The sequence below is a fragment of the Burkholderia sp. BE17 genome, assembly GCF_009362305.1.
Taxonomy (GTDB): Bacteria; Pseudomonadota; Gammaproteobacteria; order Burkholderiales; family Burkholderiaceae; genus Burkholderia; species Burkholderia pyrrocinia_C.
This window is the reverse complement of record NZ_WHNU01000022.1, coordinates 88,617-104,805: the sequence shown is the minus strand read 5'-3', so window position 1 is coordinate 104,805 and position 16,189 is coordinate 88,617. Positions and strand designations below refer to the sequence as shown.

The 16,189-nt window shown below is 61.6% G+C and carries 28 protein-coding genes; 27 read left to right on the top strand and 1 reads right to left on the bottom strand.

The features are described 5' to 3' along the window. The first annotated feature begins 2 nt into the window (after nucleotides 1-2). From rplB to dsbD, 27 genes are all read left to right on the top strand, one after another. Nucleotides 3-830, top strand: coding sequence for a 50S ribosomal protein L2 (gene rplB, locus GD429_RS20205; protein ID WP_006482900.1), 828 nt, complete (start codon nucleotides 3-5; stop codon nucleotides 828-830). Between the two features lie 10 nt (nucleotides 831-840). Beyond that, nucleotides 841-1,116 (top strand): 30S ribosomal protein S19, encoded by a 276-nt coding sequence (gene rpsS / locus GD429_RS20200; protein ID WP_004199273.1) that lies wholly within the window; start codon nucleotides 841-843, stop codon nucleotides 1,114-1,116. Between the two features lie 12 nt (nucleotides 1,117-1,128). Next, complete coding sequence (gene rplV, locus GD429_RS20195) at nucleotides 1,129-1,458, top strand: 50S ribosomal protein L22 (RefSeq protein ID WP_004199272.1); 330 nt, start codon at nucleotides 1,129-1,131, stop codon at nucleotides 1,456-1,458. 11 nt (nucleotides 1,459-1,469) lie between these two features. Beyond that, nucleotides 1,470-2,270 (top strand): 30S ribosomal protein S3, encoded by an 801-nt coding sequence (gene rpsC, locus GD429_RS20190; protein ID WP_006482899.1) that lies wholly within the window; start codon nucleotides 1,470-1,472, stop codon nucleotides 2,268-2,270. 2 nt (nucleotides 2,271-2,272) lie between these two features. Next, a complete protein-coding gene (gene rplP, locus GD429_RS20185; protein WP_006482873.1) occupies nucleotides 2,273-2,689 on the top strand; it encodes a 50S ribosomal protein L16 in 417 nt (138 codons plus the stop codon). 9 nt (nucleotides 2,690-2,698) lie between these two features. Continuing rightward, entirely contained in the window at nucleotides 2,699-2,893 is a 195-nt protein-coding gene (gene rpmC, locus GD429_RS20180; RefSeq protein ID WP_006400652.1) for a 50S ribosomal protein L29, read from the top strand. Then, nucleotides 2,890-3,162, top strand: coding sequence for a 30S ribosomal protein S17 (rpsQ, locus tag GD429_RS20175; protein ID WP_006752928.1), 273 nt, complete (start codon nucleotides 2,890-2,892; stop codon nucleotides 3,160-3,162). Before rpmC ends, rpsQ begins: the two co-directional genes overlap by 4 nt. Before the next feature lie 309 nt (nucleotides 3,163-3,471). Further along, nucleotides 3,472-3,840: a 50S ribosomal protein L14 gene (rplN, locus tag GD429_RS20170; protein ID WP_006482918.1), complete on the top strand. Its 369-nt coding sequence runs from the start codon at nucleotides 3,472-3,474 to the stop codon at nucleotides 3,838-3,840. Nucleotides 3,841-3,849: 9 nt separating this feature from the next. Beyond that, nucleotides 3,850-4,158 carry a 50S ribosomal protein L24 gene (gene rplX / locus GD429_RS20165; RefSeq protein ID WP_006477187.1) on the top strand — a complete coding sequence of 103 codons (309 nt, stop codon included), beginning with the start codon at nucleotides 3,850-3,852 and terminating at the stop codon, nucleotides 4,156-4,158. Between the two features lie 16 nt (nucleotides 4,159-4,174). Continuing rightward, the gene (gene rplE / locus GD429_RS20160) at nucleotides 4,175-4,714 is read left to right on the top strand and encodes a 50S ribosomal protein L5 (protein WP_006477186.1); all 540 of its coding nucleotides are present in this window, start codon (nucleotides 4,175-4,177) and stop codon (nucleotides 4,712-4,714) included. A 7-nt stretch (nucleotides 4,715-4,721) separates the two neighbouring features. Next, nucleotides 4,722-5,027 carry a 30S ribosomal protein S14 gene (rpsN, locus tag GD429_RS20155; RefSeq protein WP_006482884.1) on the top strand — a complete coding sequence of 102 codons (306 nt, stop codon included), beginning with the start codon at nucleotides 4,722-4,724 and terminating at the stop codon, nucleotides 5,025-5,027. A gap of 14 nt (nucleotides 5,028-5,041) precedes the next feature. Then, entirely contained in the window at nucleotides 5,042-5,437 is a 396-nt protein-coding gene (gene rpsH, locus GD429_RS20150) for a 30S ribosomal protein S8 (protein WP_034183605.1), read from the top strand. A gap of 18 nt (nucleotides 5,438-5,455) precedes the next feature. Then, nucleotides 5,456-5,986 (top strand): 50S ribosomal protein L6, encoded by a 531-nt coding sequence (rplF, locus tag GD429_RS20145; RefSeq protein ID WP_006758786.1) that lies wholly within the window; start codon nucleotides 5,456-5,458, stop codon nucleotides 5,984-5,986. Nucleotides 5,987-5,998: 12 nt separating this feature from the next. After that, nucleotides 5,999-6,364: a 50S ribosomal protein L18 gene (rplR, locus tag GD429_RS20140; RefSeq protein ID WP_006477183.1), complete on the top strand. Its 366-nt coding sequence runs from the start codon at nucleotides 5,999-6,001 to the stop codon at nucleotides 6,362-6,364. 14 nt (nucleotides 6,365-6,378) lie between these two features. Next, entirely contained in the window at nucleotides 6,379-6,897 is a 519-nt protein-coding gene (gene rpsE / locus GD429_RS20135; protein WP_006482895.1) for a 30S ribosomal protein S5, read from the top strand. A 15-nt stretch (nucleotides 6,898-6,912) separates the two neighbouring features. Continuing rightward, nucleotides 6,913-7,095: a 50S ribosomal protein L30 gene (rpmD, locus tag GD429_RS20130; RefSeq protein ID WP_006400644.1), complete on the top strand. Its 183-nt coding sequence runs from the start codon at nucleotides 6,913-6,915 to the stop codon at nucleotides 7,093-7,095. A 26-nt stretch (nucleotides 7,096-7,121) separates the two neighbouring features. Continuing rightward, entirely contained in the window at nucleotides 7,122-7,556 is a 435-nt protein-coding gene (gene rplO, locus GD429_RS20125; protein WP_006482880.1) for a 50S ribosomal protein L15, read from the top strand. 42 nt (nucleotides 7,557-7,598) lie between these two features. Next, nucleotides 7,599-8,948, top strand: a complete 1,350-nt coding sequence (gene secY, locus GD429_RS20120) for a preprotein translocase subunit SecY (RefSeq protein ID WP_072443819.1) — start codon at nucleotides 7,599-7,601, stop codon at nucleotides 8,946-8,948. 8 nt (nucleotides 8,949-8,956) lie between these two features. Continuing rightward, complete coding sequence (gene infA, locus GD429_RS20115) at nucleotides 8,957-9,175, top strand: translation initiation factor IF-1 (protein ID WP_004521905.1); 219 nt, start codon at nucleotides 8,957-8,959, stop codon at nucleotides 9,173-9,175. Between the two features lie 20 nt (nucleotides 9,176-9,195). Next, a complete protein-coding gene (gene rpmJ, locus GD429_RS20110) occupies nucleotides 9,196-9,312 on the top strand; it encodes a 50S ribosomal protein L36 (RefSeq protein WP_004199844.1) in 117 nt (38 codons plus the stop codon). A gap of 38 nt (nucleotides 9,313-9,350) precedes the next feature. Then, a complete protein-coding gene (rpsM, locus tag GD429_RS20105; RefSeq protein ID WP_047899584.1) occupies nucleotides 9,351-9,716 on the top strand; it encodes a 30S ribosomal protein S13 in 366 nt (121 codons plus the stop codon). 30 nt (nucleotides 9,717-9,746) lie between these two features. Then, complete coding sequence (gene rpsK, locus GD429_RS20100; protein WP_004197937.1) at nucleotides 9,747-10,148, top strand: 30S ribosomal protein S11; 402 nt, start codon at nucleotides 9,747-9,749, stop codon at nucleotides 10,146-10,148. Nucleotides 10,149-10,302: 154 nt separating this feature from the next. Continuing rightward, the gene (rpsD, locus tag GD429_RS20095) at nucleotides 10,303-10,926 is read left to right on the top strand and encodes a 30S ribosomal protein S4 (RefSeq protein ID WP_006752934.1); all 624 of its coding nucleotides are present in this window, start codon (nucleotides 10,303-10,305) and stop codon (nucleotides 10,924-10,926) included. Between the two features lie 124 nt (nucleotides 10,927-11,050). Further along, nucleotides 11,051-12,028, top strand: coding sequence for a DNA-directed RNA polymerase subunit alpha (locus GD429_RS20090; RefSeq protein WP_006477176.1), 978 nt, complete (start codon nucleotides 11,051-11,053; stop codon nucleotides 12,026-12,028). A gap of 137 nt (nucleotides 12,029-12,165) precedes the next feature. Continuing rightward, nucleotides 12,166-12,561, top strand: a complete 396-nt coding sequence (rplQ, locus tag GD429_RS20085; RefSeq protein ID WP_006477175.1) for a 50S ribosomal protein L17 — start codon at nucleotides 12,166-12,168, stop codon at nucleotides 12,559-12,561. A 202-nt stretch (nucleotides 12,562-12,763) separates the two neighbouring features. After that, nucleotides 12,764-13,090, top strand: coding sequence for a divalent-cation tolerance protein CutA (gene cutA / locus GD429_RS20080; protein ID WP_152859254.1), 327 nt, complete (start codon nucleotides 12,764-12,766; stop codon nucleotides 13,088-13,090). Further along, nucleotides 13,083-14,924 carry a protein-disulfide reductase DsbD gene (gene dsbD, locus GD429_RS20075; protein WP_152859252.1) on the top strand — a complete coding sequence of 614 codons (1,842 nt, stop codon included), beginning with the start codon at nucleotides 13,083-13,085 and terminating at the stop codon, nucleotides 14,922-14,924. Before cutA ends, dsbD begins: the two co-directional genes overlap by 8 nt. Nucleotides 14,925-15,069: 145 nt before the next feature. On the opposite strand, the gene hemB is transcribed toward dsbD, so the two are convergent. Beyond that, a complete protein-coding gene (hemB, locus tag GD429_RS20070) occupies nucleotides 15,070-16,068 on the bottom strand; it encodes a porphobilinogen synthase (RefSeq protein WP_152859250.1) in 999 nt (332 codons plus the stop codon). Between the last annotated feature and the right edge of the window lie 121 nt (nucleotides 16,069-16,189).

Below are 16,189 nucleotides of genomic sequence, written 5' to 3'. Positions count from 1 at the left end.
TCATGGCAATCGTTAAAGTTAAACCGACTTCGCCGGGTCGCCGCGCGATGGTCAAGGTGGTCAACAAGAACCTGCACCAGGGCAAGCCGTTCGCGGCACTGCTCGACTCGCAGAGCTCGACCGCCGGCCGTAACAACAACGGCCGCATCACCACGCGCCACAAGGGCGGTGGCCACAAGCAGCACTATCGTATCGTCGATTTCCGTCGCACGAAGGATGGCATCCCGGCAAAGGTCGAGCGTCTCGAGTACGACCCGAACCGCAGCGCGAACATCGCGCTGGTGCTCTACGCAGACGGCGAGCGTCGCTACATCATCGCCCCGAAGGGCCTGACGGTCGGCCAACAGCTGATGTCGGGTTCGGAAGCGCCGATCCGTGCAGGCAACACGCTGCCGATCCGCAACATTCCGGTCGGTACGACGATCCACTGCATCGAGATGCTGCCGGGCAAGGGCGCGCAAATGGCGCGTTCGGCTGGCACGTCGGCCATGCTGCTGGCGCGCGAAGGCGTCTACGCGCAGGTTCGCCTGCGTTCGGGCGAAATCCGCCGCGTGCACATCGAGTGCCGTGCAACGATTGGTGAAGTCGGCAACGAAGAGCATAGCCTGCGCCAGATCGGCAAGGCTGGCGCGAACCGCTGGCGCGGTATCCGCCCGACGGTGCGTGGCGTTGCGATGAACCCGGTCGATCACCCGCACGGTGGTGGTGAGGGCAAGACGGCTGCAGGTCGTGACCCGGTGAGCCCGTGGGGTACGCCGGCTAAGGGTTACCGCACCCGCAGCAACAAGCGCACGACGACGATGATCGTCCAGCGCCGTCACAAGCGTTAAGGAGTAGGCAATGGCACGTTCTGTTAAAAAAGGTCCGTTCTGCGACGCCCATTTGCTGAAGAAAGTTGAGGCGGCTGCAGCTTCGCGCGACAAAAAGCCGATCAAGACCTGGTCGCGTCGCTCGACGATTCTGCCGGATTTCATCGGCCTGACGATCGCTGTTCACAACGGCCGTCAACACGTTCCGGTGTACATCTCGGAAAACATGGTCGGCCACAAGCTTGGCGAGTTCGCACTGACCCGTACGTTCAAGGGTCACGCAGCCGACAAGAAGGCCAAGAAATAAGGGGCAATCAAGATGGAAGTGAAAGCAATTCATCGCGGTGCCCGCATCTCGGCGCAAAAAACGCGCCTTGTGGCTGACCAGATCCGCGGTTTGCCGGTCGACAAGGCGCTGAACGTTCTGACGTTCTCGCCGAAGAAGGCGGCTGGCATCGTGAAGAAGGTTGTGCTGTCGGCAATCGCGAATGCGGAGCACAACGAAGGCGCCGATATCGACGAGCTCAAGATCAAGAGCATCTACGTCGACAAGGCTGCATCGCTCAAGCGTTTCACCGCGCGCGCCAAGGGCCGCGGTAACCGCATCGAGAAGCAATCCTGTCACATCACTGTGACGGTCGGGAATTAAGGAGCCATACGATGGGACAGAAAATTCATCCGACTGGCTTCCGCCTGGCTGTCAGCCGCAATTGGGCTTCGCGTTGGTACGCGAACAACAACAATTTCGCGGCGATGCTGCAGGAAGACATCGGTGTTCGTGAGTACCTGAAGAAGAAGCTGAAGAACGCTTCGGTCGGTCGGGTCGTCATCGAGCGTCCGGCTAAGAACGCGCGCATCACGATTTACAGCTCGCGTCCGGGCGTGGTCATCGGCAAGAAGGGCGAGGATATCGAGCAGCTGAAGACGGAACTGCAACGCCGCATGGGCGTTCCGGTCCACGTCAACATCGAAGAGATCCGCAAGCCGGAAACCGATGCGCAACTGATCGCTGACTCGATCACGCAACAGCTCGAGCGCCGGATCATGTTCCGCCGCGCGATGAAGCGTGCGATGCAGAACGCGATGCGTCTGGGTGCCCAGGGCATCAAGATCATGAGCGCAGGCCGTCTGAACGGTATCGAAATCGCTCGTACGGAGTGGTATCGCGAAGGTCGCGTGCCCCTTCACACGCTGCGTGCCGATATCGACTACGCGACTTCGGAAGCGAAGACGACCTACGGGATCATCGGCGTCAAGGTGTGGGTGTACAAGGGTGACACGCTTGGCCGCAATGACGCACCGGTGGTGGAAGAAGTAGCCGAAGACAAGCGTCCGCGTCGCAATGCGCGTCCGGGCGACCGTCGTCCGCGCCGTGACGGCGAAGGCGGCGCTCCGGGTGCTCGTCGTGGCGCACCGCGCCGTGGCGCCGGCAAGCCCGAAGACGGCAAGACTGGAGAATAACGATGCTGCAACCGAAACGCAGAAAGTATCGTAAAGAGCAGAAGGGTCGTAACACCGGCAAGGCGACGCGCGGCAACGCAGTGTCGTTCGGTGAATTCGGCCTGAAGGCGATCGGTCGCGGTCGTCTGACCGCACGTCAAATTGAAGCGGCGCGTCGTGCAATGACGCGTCACATCAAGCGTGGCGGCCGCATCTGGATCCGGATCTTCCCGGACAAGCCGATTTCGCAGAAGCCGGCCGAAGTACGTATGGGTAACGGTAAGGGTAACCCGGAGTACTACGTCGCCGAGATTCAGCCGGGCAAGATGCTCTATGAAATGGACGGCGTAACCGAAGAACTGGCACGCGAAGCGTTCCGTCTGGCTGCAGCCAAGCTGCCGCTGAAGACGGCATTCATCGTGCGCCAGCTCGGCGCCTAAGGAGAAAACATGAAGGCTTCCGAACTTCTCCAGAAAGACCAGGCCGCGCTCAACAAGGAGCTGGCGGACCTGCTGAAGGCGCAATTCGGCCTGCGCATGCAACTCGCGACCCAGCAGCTCACGAACACGAGCCAGCTGAAGAAGGTTCGTCGCGACATCGCACGTGTGCGGACCGTCATGACTCAGAAGGCGAACCAGAAATGAACGATAGCGTGAAAACCTCGCTGAAGCGGACGCTGGTCGGTCGGGTCGTCAGCAACAAGATGGACAAGACCGTCACCGTGCTGATCGAGCACCGCGTCAAGCACCCGATCTACGGCAAGTATGTCGTGCGCTCGAAGAAGTACCACGCGCACGATGAAGCGAACACCTGCAACGAAGGCGATCTCGTCGAAATCCAGGAAACTCGTCCTGTTTCGAAGACGAAGGCCTGGACGGTGTCGCGCCTCGTCGAAGCAGCTCGCGTCATCTAAGCGGGCCGTGCGGTAGGCAGTAACAGGCACTTCTCCACGAAGTGCTTGAAATCGCAAAGTTTTTGCTTGCGTGACCAGGGTTATTTGTTATAATCCTGGTCTTCCCTCTTTATGGGAGCCCCGTCGCGGGCGAAGTTGGTGGGGGAAGCGGACTGGCGCCAGCCTGTCCGAAAGATTCACCGAATTGCGATGGCGGGTTTCGTTTGCCGTCGCTGCTGTTCCAACCCAAGCAGCCGATTGGCTGACGGGACCAAGACTGACCGAATGCATCATGGTGGTGCATCCGGATTAAGTTGGGAAAGACAAACCATGATCCAGACCGAATCTCGGCTCGAAGTAGCCGACAACACGGGTGCACGTGAAGTCCTGTGCATCAAGGTGCTCGGCGGCTCGAAGCGTCGTTATGCCGGCATTGGCGACATCATCAAGGTGAGCGTCAAAGAGGCAACGCCGCGCGGGCGCGTGAAGAAAGGCGAAATTTACAACGCCGTGGTGGTCCGCACCGCCAAGGGTGTGCGCCGTCAAGACGGCTCGCTGATCAAGTTCGACGGCAACGCCGCTGTGCTTTTGAATAACAAGCTCGAGCCGATCGGCACCCGTATCTTCGGGCCGGTGACGCGTGAGCTGCGTAGCGAACGATTCATGAAGATCGTTTCGCTGGCGCCGGAAGTGCTGTAAGGAGTCGCGATGAACAAGATTCGCAAGGGTGACGAAGTGATCGTCGTTACCGGCAAGGACAAGGGCAAGCGCGGCGTCGTGCTGGCTGTCGGTGCTGAGCATGTGACGGTTGAAGGTATCAACCTCGTCAAGAAGCATGTGAAGCCGAACCCGATGAAGGGTACGACGGGCGGCGTGGAAGCGAAGACGATGCCCCTGCATATTTCGAACGTCGCACTGGTCGACGCGAATGGCAAGGCGTCGCGTGTTGGCATCAAGGTCGAGGAAGGCAAGAAGGTTCGCTTCCTGAAGACGACCGGTGCCGTACTGAGCGCCTGACGCAGCGGAGTAAAAAATGGCTCGTTTTCAAGAGTTTTACAAAGAAAAGGTTGTGCCCGGCCTGATCGAGAAGTTCGGTTACAAGTCGGTCATGGAAGTGCCGCGCATCACCAAGATCACGCTGAACATGGGTCTTGGCGAAGCGATCGCTGACAAGAAGATCATCGAGAACGCCGTTGGCGACCTCACGAAGATCGCTGGTCAGAAGCCGGTCGTGACGAAGGCACGCAAGGCAATCGCAGGCTTCAAGATCCGCCAGGGTTACCCGATCGGCGCGATGGTGACGCTGCGCGGCCAGGCGATGTACGAATTCCTCGATCGTTTCGTGACCGTTGCGCTGCCCCGCGTGCGCGACTTCCGTGGCGTGTCGGGTCGTGCTTTCGATGGCCGTGGCAACTACAACATCGGTGTGAAAGAGCAGATCATTTTCCCCGAAATCGATTACGACAAGATCGACGCACTGCGTGGGCTGAACATCAGCATCACGACGACTGCGAAGACCGACGACGAAGCAAAGGCTCTGCTCGCCAGCTTCAAGTTCCCGTTCAGAAACTGAGGTTACCGTGGCTAAACTGGCACTGATCGAACGTGAAAAGAAGCGCGCCCGCCTGGTCGCGAAGTTCGCAGCAAAGCGCGAAGCGCTGAAGGCGATCGTCGAAGACCAAAGCAAGTCGGAAGAAGAGCGCTACGAAGCACGCCTGGAGCTGCAGCAACTGCCCCGCAACGCAAACCCGACCCGCCAGCGTAACCGCTGCGCGATCACGGGCCGTCCGCGTGGCACGTTCCGTAAATTCGGCCTCGCGCGTAACAAGATTCGTGAAATCGCATTCCGTGGCGAGATTCCTGGCCTGACCAAGGCGAGCTGGTAATAGGAGAAACGTAAATGAGCATGAGTGATCCTATCGCCGATATGCTGACTCGCATCCGCAACGCGCAGATGGTCGAGAAGGTATCGGTCGCGATGCCCTCGTCGAAGGTCAAGGTTGCAATCGCGCAAGTCCTGAAGGACGAAGGTTATATCGACGATTTCGCGGTGAAGGCTGAAGGCGCGAAGGCAGAACTGAACATCGCGCTGAAGTACTACGCTGGCCGTCCGGTCATCGAACGCCTCGAGCGCGTGTCGAAGCCTGGCCTGCGCGTCTACCGCGGTCGTAACGACATTCCGCAGGTCATGAATGGCCTCGGCGTGGCAATCGTGTCGACGCCCAAGGGCGTGATGACCGACCGCAAGGCGCGCGCTACCGGCGTCGGCGGCGAAGTCATCTGCTACGTCGCTTAAAGCCGAGGAGAGAGAAACATGTCTCGAGTAGGTAAGAGCCCGATCGCGCTGCAAGGCGCGGAAGTCAAGCTGGCCGACGGTGCAATCACCGTCAAGGGCCCGCTGGGCACCATCACGCAAGCGATCAATCCGCTCGTGAACGTGGCGAACAACGACGGCACGCTGAATCTGTCGCCGGTCGACGAAAGCCGCGAAGCAAACGCACTGTCGGGCACGATGCGCGCGATCATCGCGAATGCCGTGCACGGCGTGACCAAGGGTTTCGAGCGCAAGCTGACGCTGGTTGGCGTCGGTTACCGTGCGCAAGCGCAAGGCGACAAGCTGAACCTGTCGCTGGGTTTCTCGCACCCGGTGGTGCACCAGATGCCGGAAGGCGTCAAGGCTGAAACCCCGACGCAAACCGAAATCGTGATCAAGGGGATCAACAAGCAACAAGTCGGTCAAGTAGCTGCGGAAGTGCGCGGTTACCGTCCGCCGGAGCCCTACAAGGGCAAGGGCGTGCGCTATTCCGACGAGGTTGTGATCCTCAAAGAAACGAAGAAGAAGTAAGGGTGCGCAATCATGGATAAGACTCAATCTCGCCTGCGCCGCGCTCGCCAGACGCGTATCAAGATCGCTGAGCTGCAGGTCGCGCGTCTCGCCGTGCATCGCACGAACACGCACATCTACGCTCAAGTGTTCTCGCCCTGCGGCACCAAGGTGCTCGCCAGTGCGTCGACGCTCGAGGCAGAAGTGCGCGCCGAGCTCGCCGACAAGTCGGGCAAGGGCGGCAACGTTAACGCCGCGACGCTGATCGGCAAGCGTATTGCCGAGAAGGCAAAGGCTGCCGGCATCGAATCCGTCGCCTTCGACCGCTCGGGCTTCCGCTACCATGGCCGCGTGAAAGCGCTGGCTGAGGCAGCTCGCGAAGCTGGGCTCAAGTTCTAAGGAAGGAATTCGTCATGGCAAAGATGCAAGCGAAAGTTCAGGCTGACGAGCGCGACGACGGCCTTCGTGAAAAGATGATTTCGGTCAATCGCGTGACCAAGGTCGTGAAGGGTGGCCGTATTCTCGGCTTCGCCGCACTGACCGTGGTTGGCGATGGTGATGGCCGCATCGGCATGGGCAAGGGCAAGGCGAAGGAAGTGCCGGTCGCTGTCCAGAAGGCAATGGAACAAGCTCGCCGCAACATGTTCAAGGTGCCGCTCAAGAACGGCACGCTGCAGCACGAAGTGCACGGCAAGCACGGCGCATCGGCCGTCCTCCTCGCTCCGGCGAAGGCAGGTACGGGCGTGATCGCCGGCGGCCCGATGCGCGCAGTGTTCGACGTGATGGGCGTTCAGAACGTTGTGGCGAAGAGCCACGGTTCGACGAACCCGTACAACCTCGTTCGCGCCACGCTGGACGGCCTGCGCAAGCAGTCCACCCCGGCAGACATCGCGGCGAAGCGCGGCAAGTCCGTCGAAGAAATTTTGGGCTAAGCCCGGGTGGTCACCATGTCTGAAAAAACTGTCAAGGTTCAGCTCGTTAAGAGCCTGATCGGGACCCGCGAATCGCACCGCGCGACCGTGCGTGGCCTGGGCCTGCGCCGACTCAACTCGGTCAGCGAGCTGCAGGACACGCCGGCGGTCCGCGGCATGATCAACAAGGTCTCGTACCTCGTTAAGGTCATCGCGTAAGCGGCCCTACGGATCAAGGAGTTGATATGGAATTGAATAACCTGAAGCCGGCAGCTGGCGCCAAGCACGCCAAGCGTCGCGTCGGCCGTGGCATCGGTTCGGGCCTCGGCAAGACGGCTGGCCGTGGTCACAAGGGTCAGAAATCGCGTTCGGGCGGCTTCCACAAAGTCGGTTTCGAAGGCGGTCAGATGCCGCTGCAACGTCGTCTGCCGAAGCGCGGCTTCACGTCGCTGACGAAGGAATTCGTCGGTGAAGTGCGCCTGGGCGACCTCGAGAAGCTGCCGGTCGACGAGATCGATCTGCTCGCACTGAAGCAAGCCGGCCTGGTCGGCGAGCTGACGAAGAGCGCAAAGATCATCGCGACGGGCGAGCTGAAGCGCAAGATCGTCGTGAAGGGTCTCGGTGCCACCAAGGGTGCGCGCGCTGCGATCGAAGCGGCCGGCGGTTCGTTCGCCGAGTGACACGCGTAGCGCGTCGTCACTTGCATTCATCGGAGAAGGTACTTGGCTAACAGCCCGAGTCTTGCAAAACCCGGTCGAAGCACGGCGAAATTCGGCGATCTGCGTCGGCGAGCGATGTTCCTGCTCCTGGCGCTGATCGTCTATCGCATCGGCGCGCACATTCCCGTGCCGGGCATCGATCCGGATCAACTGGCTAAGCTGTTCCAGAGCCAGGCGGGTGGCATCCTGGGCATGTTCAACATGTTCTCGGGTGGCGCACTTTCCCGCTTCACGATCTTTGCGCTGGGGATCATGCCGTACATCTCGGCGTCGATCATCATGCAGCTGTTGGCGATCGTCTCGCCGCAGCTCGAGGCGCTGAAGAAGGAAGGGCAGGCAGGGCAACGGAAGATCACGCAGTACACGCGGTATTTCACCGTGGTGCTCGCGACCTTCCAGGCGTTCGGTATCGCGGCTGCGCTGGAAAACCAGCCCGGCCTCGTCACCGATCCCGGCATGCTGTTCCGTCTGACGACGGTCGTGACGCTGGTTACCGGCACGATGTTCCTGATGTGGCTCGGCGAGCAGATTACCGAGCGTGGTCTGGGCAACGGTATCTCGATCATCATCTTCGGCGGGATCGCAGCAGGGTTCCCGAATGCCGTCGGTGGGCTGTTCGAGCTGGTGCGTACGGGTTCGATGAGCATCATTTCGGCGATCATCATCGTCGTTCTGATTGCCGCGGTGACTTACCTGGTCGTGTTCATCGAACGCGGTCAGCGCAAGATCCTCGTGAACTACGCGAAGCGCCAGGTCGGCAACAAGATCTACGGCGGGCAGTCGTCGCACCTGCCGCTGAAGCTGAACATGTCGGGCGTGATTCCGCCGATCTTCGCATCGTCGATCATCCTGTTCCCGGCAACGATTCTCGGCTGGTTCAGTACCGGTCAGCCGACGGGAAGCTGGATTTCCAATACGTTGCATAACGTTGCGGAAGCGCTGAAGCCGGGCCAGCCGGTCTATGTGCTGCTGTACACGCTGGCAATCGTGTTTTTCTGCTTCTTCTACACCGCACTGGTGTTCAACAGCAGGGAAACCGCGGACAACCTGAAGAAGAGCGGCGCGTTTGTTCCGGGCATCCGTCCGGGCGATCAGACCGCACGATATATCGACCGCATCCTCACGCGTCTGACGCTGGCCGGTGCGATCTACATCGTCTTCGTGTGTCTGCTGCCGGAATTCCTGGTGCTGCGCTGGAACGTGCCGTTTTATTTTGGTGGAACGTCGCTGCTGATCATTGTCGTCGTCACGATGGACTTTATGGCGCAGGTGCAGTCGTACGTTATGTCGCAACAGTATGAGTCGCTGCTCAAGAAGGCCAACTTCAAGGGCGGCAACATCCCAACGCGTTAATAAGGACTATGGCCAAAGACGATGTAATCCAGATGCAGGGTGAGGTGATCGAAAACCTCCCGAATGCGACCTTCCGTGTGAAGCTGGAAAACGGCCATGTCGTGTTGGGGCATATCTCCGGAAAGATGCGGATGCACTACATCCGCATTCTTCCGGGCGACAAGGTGACGGTTGAGTTGACGCCTTACGATCTGTCTCGTGCGCGGATCGTGTTCCGGGCGAAATGATTTGAAAAAAGGGTATTATCATGAAAGTGATGGCATCGGTTAAGCGCATTTGCCGCAATTGCAAGATCATCAAGCGCAAAGGCGTCGTTCGCGTGATCTGCAGCTCGGATCCGCGCCACAAGCAGCGCCAAGGCTGACCGCGCGTTTGTTTGCGCTTTTTGTTTGAGGAAAAACAATGGCTCGTATCGCAGGGGTTAACATCCCGAATCACCAGCATACCGAGATTGGCCTGACGGCGATCTTCGGTGTCGGCCGCACGCGCTCGCGCAGCATCTGCGCGGCAGCTGGCGTGGAATTCTCGAAGAAGGTCAAGGACCTGACCGACGCAGATCTCGAAAAGCTGCGTGAAGAAGTGGGCAAGTTTGTCGTCGAAGGCGATCTGCGCCGTGAAGTGACGATGAACATCAAGCGCCTGATGGACCTCGGTTGCTACCGTGGCGTCCGTCATCGCAAGGGCCTGCCGATGCGCGGTCAGCGTACGCGTACGAACGCACGTACTCGCAAGGGTCCGCGTCGTGCAGCGCAAGCGCTGAAGAAGTAAGCGGAACTGACACAGTTACAGGAAAACGTAATGGCTAAGGCTTCGAACACCGCGGCGCAACGCGTTCGCAAAAAGGTTAAGAAGAACGTCGCTGAAGGTGTGGTTCACGTCCACGCGTCGTTCAACAACACGATCATCACGATCACCGATCGCCAAGGCAACGCACTGGCATGGGCGACGTCGGGCGGCCAGGGCTTCAAGGGCTCGCGCAAATCGACGCCGTTCGCTGCTCAGGTCGCAGCCGAGTCGGCCGGCCGCGTCGCGATGGAATACGGCGTGAAGAATCTGGAAGTGCGGATCAAGGGCCCGGGCCCGGGTCGTGAGTCGGCAGTGCGCGCACTGCACGGCCTCGGCATCAAGATCACCGCGATTTCGGACGTCACCCCGATTCCGCACAACGGCTGCCGCCCGCCGAAGCGTCGTCGTATCTAAGAATGTGCTGGCACGCATGTGCTAGCGCATTGCCTGTCGCCGCTCAGCGTCGACGGGCGTTGCTTTTTTGATTGACTAAGCCCACCGTTCGCCCCAAAGGGAGCGGACTAGCGCGGATTTCGATCCGCGTGACTGATTGATAAAGGAATGCAAAGTGGCACGTTATATCGGCCCCAAAGCCAAGCTGTCCCGCCGTGAAGGCACCGACCTGTTCCTGAAGAGCGCGCGCCGCTCGCTCGCCGACAAGTGCAAGCTCGACAGCAAGCCGGGTCAGCACGGCCGTACCTCGGGCGCACGTACGTCCGACTACGGTACGCAGCTGCGCGAAAAGCAGAAGGTCAAGCGTATCTACGGCGTGCTGGAGCGTCAGTTCCGCCGCTACTTCGCCGAAGCCGACCGCCGCAAGGGCAACACGGGTGAAAACCTGCTGCAACTGCTCGAGTCGCGCCTCGACAACGTCGTGTATCGCATGGGCTTCGGCTCGACCCGCGCTGAAGCGCGTCAGCTCGTGAGCCACAAGTCGATCACGGTGAACGGCGTCGTCGCGAACGTCCCGTCGCAGCAAGTGAAGGCGGGTGACATCGTCGCGATCCGCGAAAAGGCGAAGAAGCAGGCGCGTATCGTCGAAGCACTGTCGCTGGCCGAGCAAGGCGGCATGCCGAGCTGGGTTGCAGTCGATGCGAAGAAGTTCGAAGGCACGTTCAAGCAAATGCCGGAACGCGCTGACATCGCAGGCGACATCAACGAAAGCCTGATCGTCGAATTGTATTCGCGTTAATCCGATTGACGGCCGAGGTACCCTGATTGCGTTGCGCAAGGAAGGGCCTCGGCTGTTTATTTTCTGGTTGTTACCGGTCAGCCTTATCGGTGTAACGAGCCGAGGGTATTGAAAAGGAAAGCCCATGCAAACCAGTTTGCTGAAACCCAAGATCATCGCCGTGGAATCGCTGGGCGAGAACCACGCGAGGGTGGTCATGGAACCGTTCGAACGCGGTTACGGCCATACCTTGGGCAATGCGCTTCGCCGCGTGCTGCTGTCGTCGATGGTTGGCTACGCGCCGACCGAAGTCACGATCGCCGGCGTGGTGCACGAGTACTCGACGCTTGATGGTGTGCAAGAAGACGTCGTCAACCTGCTGCTGAACCTGAAGGGCGTGGTGTTCAAGCTGCATAACCGCGACGAAGTGACGGTTACGCTGCGCAAGGAAGGCGAAGGCGTCGTTACGGCCGGCGATATCGAGCTGGCTCACGATTGCGAAGTCATCAACCCGAATCACGTGATCGCGCATCTGTCGAAGGGCGGCAAGCTCGACGTTCAGATCAAGATCGAGAAGGGGCGCGGTTATGTGCCCGGCAACGTCCGTCGCTACGGCGAAGACACGGCCAAGATCATCGGCCGCATCGTCCTCGACGCATCGTTCTCGCCGGTTCGCCGCGTGAGCTACGCTGTCGAAAGCGCACGTGTCGAGCAGCGTACCGACCTCGACAAGCTCGTGATGAACATCGAGACGAGCGGCGTGATCACACCGGAAGAAGCGATCCGTCAATCGGCCCGCATCCTGGTCGACCAGCTGTCCGTGTTCGCGGCGCTGGAAGGCACGGAAACGGCTGCCGAGGCTCCGTCGCGTGCACCGCAGATCGATCCGATCCTGCTGCGTCCGGTGGACGATCTCGAGCTGACGGTTCGTTCGGCGAACTGCCTGAAGGCCGAGAACATCTACTACATCGGCGATCTGATCCAGCGCACGGAAAACGAGCTGCTGAAGACGCCGAACCTCGGTCGCAAGTCGCTCAACGAGATCAAGGAAGTACTCGCTTCGCGCGGTCTCACGCTGGGCATGAAGCTCGAGAACTGGCCGCCGGCTGGTCTCGACAAGTAAGCCCGGTTGTTGCTGCAGTTGGCAAAGATGCGGATTTTCCTTTAAAATCCGCATCTTGCTTTTTTCGCTACCGGCCCGTGCACCCTTCGAGGTGCGATAGAAGAGCTGGATCAAAACTTTGAATCAAGGAAACTGAAATGCGCCATCGTCATGGTCTGCGGAAACTGAACCGCACGAGCAGCCACCGTCTGGCTATGCTCCGTAACATGTCCAACTCGCTGATCGAGCACGAAGTCATCAAGACGACGCTGCCGAAGGCGAAGGAACTCCGTAAAGTCGTCGAGCCGCTGATCACGCTCGGCAAGAAGCCGTCGCTGGCAAACCGTCGCCTGGCGTTCAACCGCCTGCGCGATCGTGACTCGGTGGCGAAGCTGTTCGACGTGCTCGGTCCGCGTTTCGCGAACCGTCCGGGCGGCTACCTGCGCGTGCTGAAGTTCGGCTTCCGCGTCGGCGACAACGCACCGATGGCACTGGTCGAGCTGCTCGACCGTCCGGAAGTCGACGAAACGGAAAACGTGCAAGAAGCTGAATAAGCTTCCGGTACGCAGCAGTATCTGAAAGGGGCCGAGCGATTGCTTGGCCCTTTTTGTTTTTGAGGCGCCGGCTGCGATCGATTGTCGCAGTCCGGTGCCGGCAGCGTTGCGCGGGCTGCGCTACGATACGGGGCAGCCGGCGTGGTTCCTGGGGGGGCAATCCGCGCCGGCAGGAGCCGGTAGGCCAGCCAGGAGGGTGCGGATGATAGTGGTGCTGATGCTGACGACGGTGCCCGATGCGGCGACGGCCGCGGCGCTCGCCGACGGCGCGCTCGACGCGCGGCTTGCCGCGTGCGTGTCGGAGCTCGGAGCGATCAAGTCGTGCTATCACTGGCAGGGCAAGGTCGAAACGGCCGACGAGATCCAGTTGCTGTTCAAGACGAGCCCCGTGCGGGCGCTCGAACTGGAACGATTTATTCTCGCGCATCATCCATATGAGACGCCCGAAATCGTCTCGTGGCAGGCGACGGCATCGGCCGCGTACGGCCAGTGGGTGACCAGCGAAACTCAACGTCTATTTCATGTTTAACGGTATGGCGCTTCCCGTGCGCGTGCGCGCGCTGCGGTTTCTTGCGGTCCTGTTGTCACTCGTGCTCGTGCTGGGCGGCCTGTCCGTCGCGCGCGCGGCCGACGATTTCCTCGATCCGTCGGTTGCGTTCAAGTTCAGCGCGAGCGAATCGCCGGGACAAGTGGACGTCCGCTTCAAGGTCGCCAACGGCTATTACCTGTATCGCGAGCGGTTCGCGTTCGCGGTGAAGAGCGGGCAGGCGACGCTCGGCGAGCCCCAATTGCCGGCCGGCCACGTGAAGTTCGACCAGACGTTCCAGAAGGACGTCGAGACCTATCGTGACGAAGTCGTGGTGCACGTGCCGGTCAGGCAGGCGTCGGGGCCGTTCCAACTCGCGGTGACATCGCAGGGGTGCGCGGATGAAGGGATCTGCTATCCGCCGGCCGAGCATGTCGTGAAGGTCGACGGCGCCGCGCTGGGTGCAGCCGCATCGTCGTCCGGCGACACGGCTGCCGCGGGCGGCTGGTTCGACAAGGTCACGAGCGCCGATTTCGCGCAGTCGCTGCTCGAAGGGCACGGGTTCTTCACGATCGTCGCGCTGTACTTCGTCGCGGGCGTCGTGCTGAGCCTCCTGCCCTGTTCGTACCCGATGATTCCGATCGTGTCCGCGATCATCATTGGCCAGGGTACGCGCGCGACGCATGCACGCGGCTTCGCGCTGTCGCTGACCTACGTGGTCGGCATGGCGCTGGTCTACACGGTGCTCGGCATCGCCGCGGCGCTGGTCGGCCAGAGTCTCGGCGCGTGGCTGCAGAACCCGTGGGTGCTCGGCGCGTTCGGCGTGCTGCTCACCGCATTCGCCGTATCGCTGATTTCGGGCAAGGACATTGCGCTGCCCGAGCGCTGGCAAAACGGCGCGGCCGAGGCATCCAGCGCGCGCCAGGGCGGCCACTTCGTCGCAGTCGCGGCGATGGGCGCATTGTCGGCGCTGGTCGTCGGCGCATGCATGACGGCGCCGCTGTTTGCGGTGCTCGCCTTCATCGCGCACACCGGCAATGCGTTGCTCGGTGGTGCGGCGCTGTTCGCGATGGGGCTGGGGCTCGGCGTGCCGCTGCTCGTCGTCGGCGTCGGTGCCGGGACGGTGCTGCCGCGCGCGGGCGCATGGATGGATGGCGTGAAGGTGTTCTTCGGCATCGTGCTGCTCGCGGCCGCGTTGTGGATCGTGTGGCCGGTGCTCGCGGGCGGCCTGAAGATGGTGCTCGCCGCGTTGTGGCTGCTCGTCGCGGCCGCTGCGCTCGGGTTGTTCACGCCGAATGCCGGCGCCGCGTCGATCTGGCACCGCCTGGGCCGTGGCCTGGGCGCCGCGCTCGCGATCTGGGCGGCGACGCTGCTCGTCGGCCTGGCCGCGGGATCGACCGATCCCGTCAAACCGTTGGCTGTGCTCGCGGCGCGCACGGTTGCGTCAGGCGGCGCAGCGGCTGCTGCCGGGCAGGACGGGCCCGCGTTCGCATCGGTGCGCTCCAGTGGCGAGCTCGACGCGCTGCTGAAGGCGTCGGGTCGGCCCGTGATGCTCGACTTCTACGCCGACTGGTGCGTGAGCTGCAAGGAGATGGAGCATCTGACGTTTGCCGACGCACGCGTGCAGGCGCGGCTCGCGCAGCTTCACCTCGTGCGCGCGGATGTCACCGCGAACAACCCGGACGATCAGGCGCTGCTCAAGCGCTTCAACCTGTTCGGGCCGCCGGGCATCATCTTCTTCGATCGCAGCGGCAACGAAATCGGGCGTGTGGTCGGCTATCAGGCAGCCGAGACGTTCCTGCGCAGCCTCGACCGGGCCGCTGTCCCGACGGTGTGACGGTGCCCGCCGGTGGCGAACCGGGGCGCTCGCGCGGCATGAGCTGGCGACTCGACGCCGGCAGGCGGTCTCGATCAAAGGCAAACAAAAAACGGCGGAACACCGAAGTGTCCCGCCGTTTTTCTTTCCGCCTGCCGGCGTGCGATCAGCGCTGGGCTTTCAGCAGGCGCGCGGCGTCGAGCGCGAAGTACGTGAGCACGCCGTCGGCGCCCGCACGCTTGAACGCGAGCAGCGATTCGAGCACGACCTTGTCATGGTCGAGCCAGCCGTTCATCGCGGCGGCCTTCAGCATCGCGTATTCGCCGCTCACCTGGTACACGTAGGTCGGGAAGCGGAACTCGTCCTTCACGCGACGCACGATGTCGAGGTACGGCATGCCAGGCTTGACCATCACCATGTCGGCGCCTTCGTCGATGTCGAGGCGCACTTCGCGCAGCGCTTCATCGCTGTTCGCCGGATCCATCTGGTAGGTCATCTTGTTGCCCTTGCCCAGGTTGGACGCCGAGCCGACCGCGTCGCGGAACGGGCCGTAGAACGCCGACGCGAACTTGGCCGAGTAGGCCATGATGCGCGTATGGATATGGCCGTCGCTTTCCAGCATCTCGCGGACGGCGCCGATGCGGCCGTCCATCATGTCCGACGGCGCGACGATGTCGACGCCGGCTTCGGCCTGAGCGCGCGCCTGATCGACCAGGATCTCGATCGTGTCGTCGTTGATCACGTAGCCGTTCTCGTCGAGCACGCCGTCCTGGCCGTGGCTCGTGTACGGATCGAGTGCGACGTCGGTCAGCACGCCGAGCTCGGGGAAGCGCTTCTTCAGCTCGCGCACCGCACGCGGGATCAGGCCTTCCGGATTGGCCGCCTCGCGGCCGTCAGGCGTTTTCAACGACGGCTCGATGGCCGGGAACAGCGACAGCACGGGCACGCCGAGTTCGGCGCATTGCTCGGCGACATGCATCAGCAGATCGACGGACACGCGCTCGACGCCGGGCATCGACGGCACCGCCTGCCGTTCGTTGGTGCCATCGACGACGAACACCGGATAGATCAGGTCGTCCGTGGTCAGGCGGTTTTCGCGCATCAGGCGCCGGGAGAAGTCGTCGCGGCGCATCCGGCGCGGACGATGAAGCGGATGGAAGCTCATGGCGATTGGGCAGAAATCAGGGCAGTAAGGGCCTTACGGAACCCTTAGGTCATTTTCGGGAGCGTTGGTATATGATAGCGATCGAGCGGCACGCGTCGCGTGCAACTCCCCGCTTCTCCTC

Coding starts and splice junctions, on each gene's coding strand:
- rplB (WP_006482900.1), top strand. CDS start 3: ATGGCAATCGTTAAAGTTAAACCGACTTCGCCGGGTCGCCGCGCGATG.
- rpsS (WP_004199273.1), top strand. CDS start 841: ATGGCACGTTCTGTTAAAAAAGGTCCGTTCTGCGACGCCCATTTGCTG.
- rplV (WP_004199272.1), top strand. CDS start 1,129: ATGGAAGTGAAAGCAATTCATCGCGGTGCCCGCATCTCGGCGCAAAAA.
- rpsC (WP_006482899.1), top strand. CDS start 1,470: ATGGGACAGAAAATTCATCCGACTGGCTTCCGCCTGGCTGTCAGCCGC.
- rplP (WP_006482873.1), top strand. CDS start 2,273: ATGCTGCAACCGAAACGCAGAAAGTATCGTAAAGAGCAGAAGGGTCGT.
- rpmC (WP_006400652.1), top strand. CDS start 2,699: ATGAAGGCTTCCGAACTTCTCCAGAAAGACCAGGCCGCGCTCAACAAG.
- rpsQ (WP_006752928.1), top strand. CDS start 2,890: ATGAACGATAGCGTGAAAACCTCGCTGAAGCGGACGCTGGTCGGTCGG.
- rplN (WP_006482918.1), top strand. CDS start 3,472: ATGATCCAGACCGAATCTCGGCTCGAAGTAGCCGACAACACGGGTGCA.
- rplX (WP_006477187.1), top strand. CDS start 3,850: ATGAACAAGATTCGCAAGGGTGACGAAGTGATCGTCGTTACCGGCAAG.
- rplE (WP_006477186.1), top strand. CDS start 4,175: ATGGCTCGTTTTCAAGAGTTTTACAAAGAAAAGGTTGTGCCCGGCCTG.
- rpsH (WP_034183605.1), top strand. CDS start 5,042: ATGAGCATGAGTGATCCTATCGCCGATATGCTGACTCGCATCCGCAAC.
- rplF (WP_006758786.1), top strand. CDS start 5,456: ATGTCTCGAGTAGGTAAGAGCCCGATCGCGCTGCAAGGCGCGGAAGTC.
- rplR (WP_006477183.1), top strand. CDS start 5,999: ATGGATAAGACTCAATCTCGCCTGCGCCGCGCTCGCCAGACGCGTATC.
- rpsE (WP_006482895.1), top strand. CDS start 6,379: ATGGCAAAGATGCAAGCGAAAGTTCAGGCTGACGAGCGCGACGACGGC.
- rpmD (WP_006400644.1), top strand. CDS start 6,913: ATGTCTGAAAAAACTGTCAAGGTTCAGCTCGTTAAGAGCCTGATCGGG.
- rplO (WP_006482880.1), top strand. CDS start 7,122: ATGGAATTGAATAACCTGAAGCCGGCAGCTGGCGCCAAGCACGCCAAG.
- infA (WP_004521905.1), top strand. CDS start 8,957: ATGGCCAAAGACGATGTAATCCAGATGCAGGGTGAGGTGATCGAAAAC.
- rpmJ (WP_004199844.1), top strand. CDS start 9,196: ATGAAAGTGATGGCATCGGTTAAGCGCATTTGCCGCAATTGCAAGATC.
- rpsM (WP_047899584.1), top strand. CDS start 9,351: ATGGCTCGTATCGCAGGGGTTAACATCCCGAATCACCAGCATACCGAG.
- rpsK (WP_004197937.1), top strand. CDS start 9,747: ATGGCTAAGGCTTCGAACACCGCGGCGCAACGCGTTCGCAAAAAGGTT.
- GD429_RS20090 (WP_006477176.1), top strand. CDS start 11,051: ATGCAAACCAGTTTGCTGAAACCCAAGATCATCGCCGTGGAATCGCTG.
- rplQ (WP_006477175.1), top strand. CDS start 12,166: ATGCGCCATCGTCATGGTCTGCGGAAACTGAACCGCACGAGCAGCCAC.
- cutA (WP_152859254.1), top strand. CDS start 12,764: ATGATAGTGGTGCTGATGCTGACGACGGTGCCCGATGCGGCGACGGCC.
- dsbD (WP_152859252.1), top strand. CDS start 13,083: ATGTTTAACGGTATGGCGCTTCCCGTGCGCGTGCGCGCGCTGCGGTTT.
- hemB (WP_152859250.1), bottom strand. CDS start 16,068: ATGAGCTTCCATCCGCTTCATCGTCCGCGCCGGATGCGCCGCGACGAC.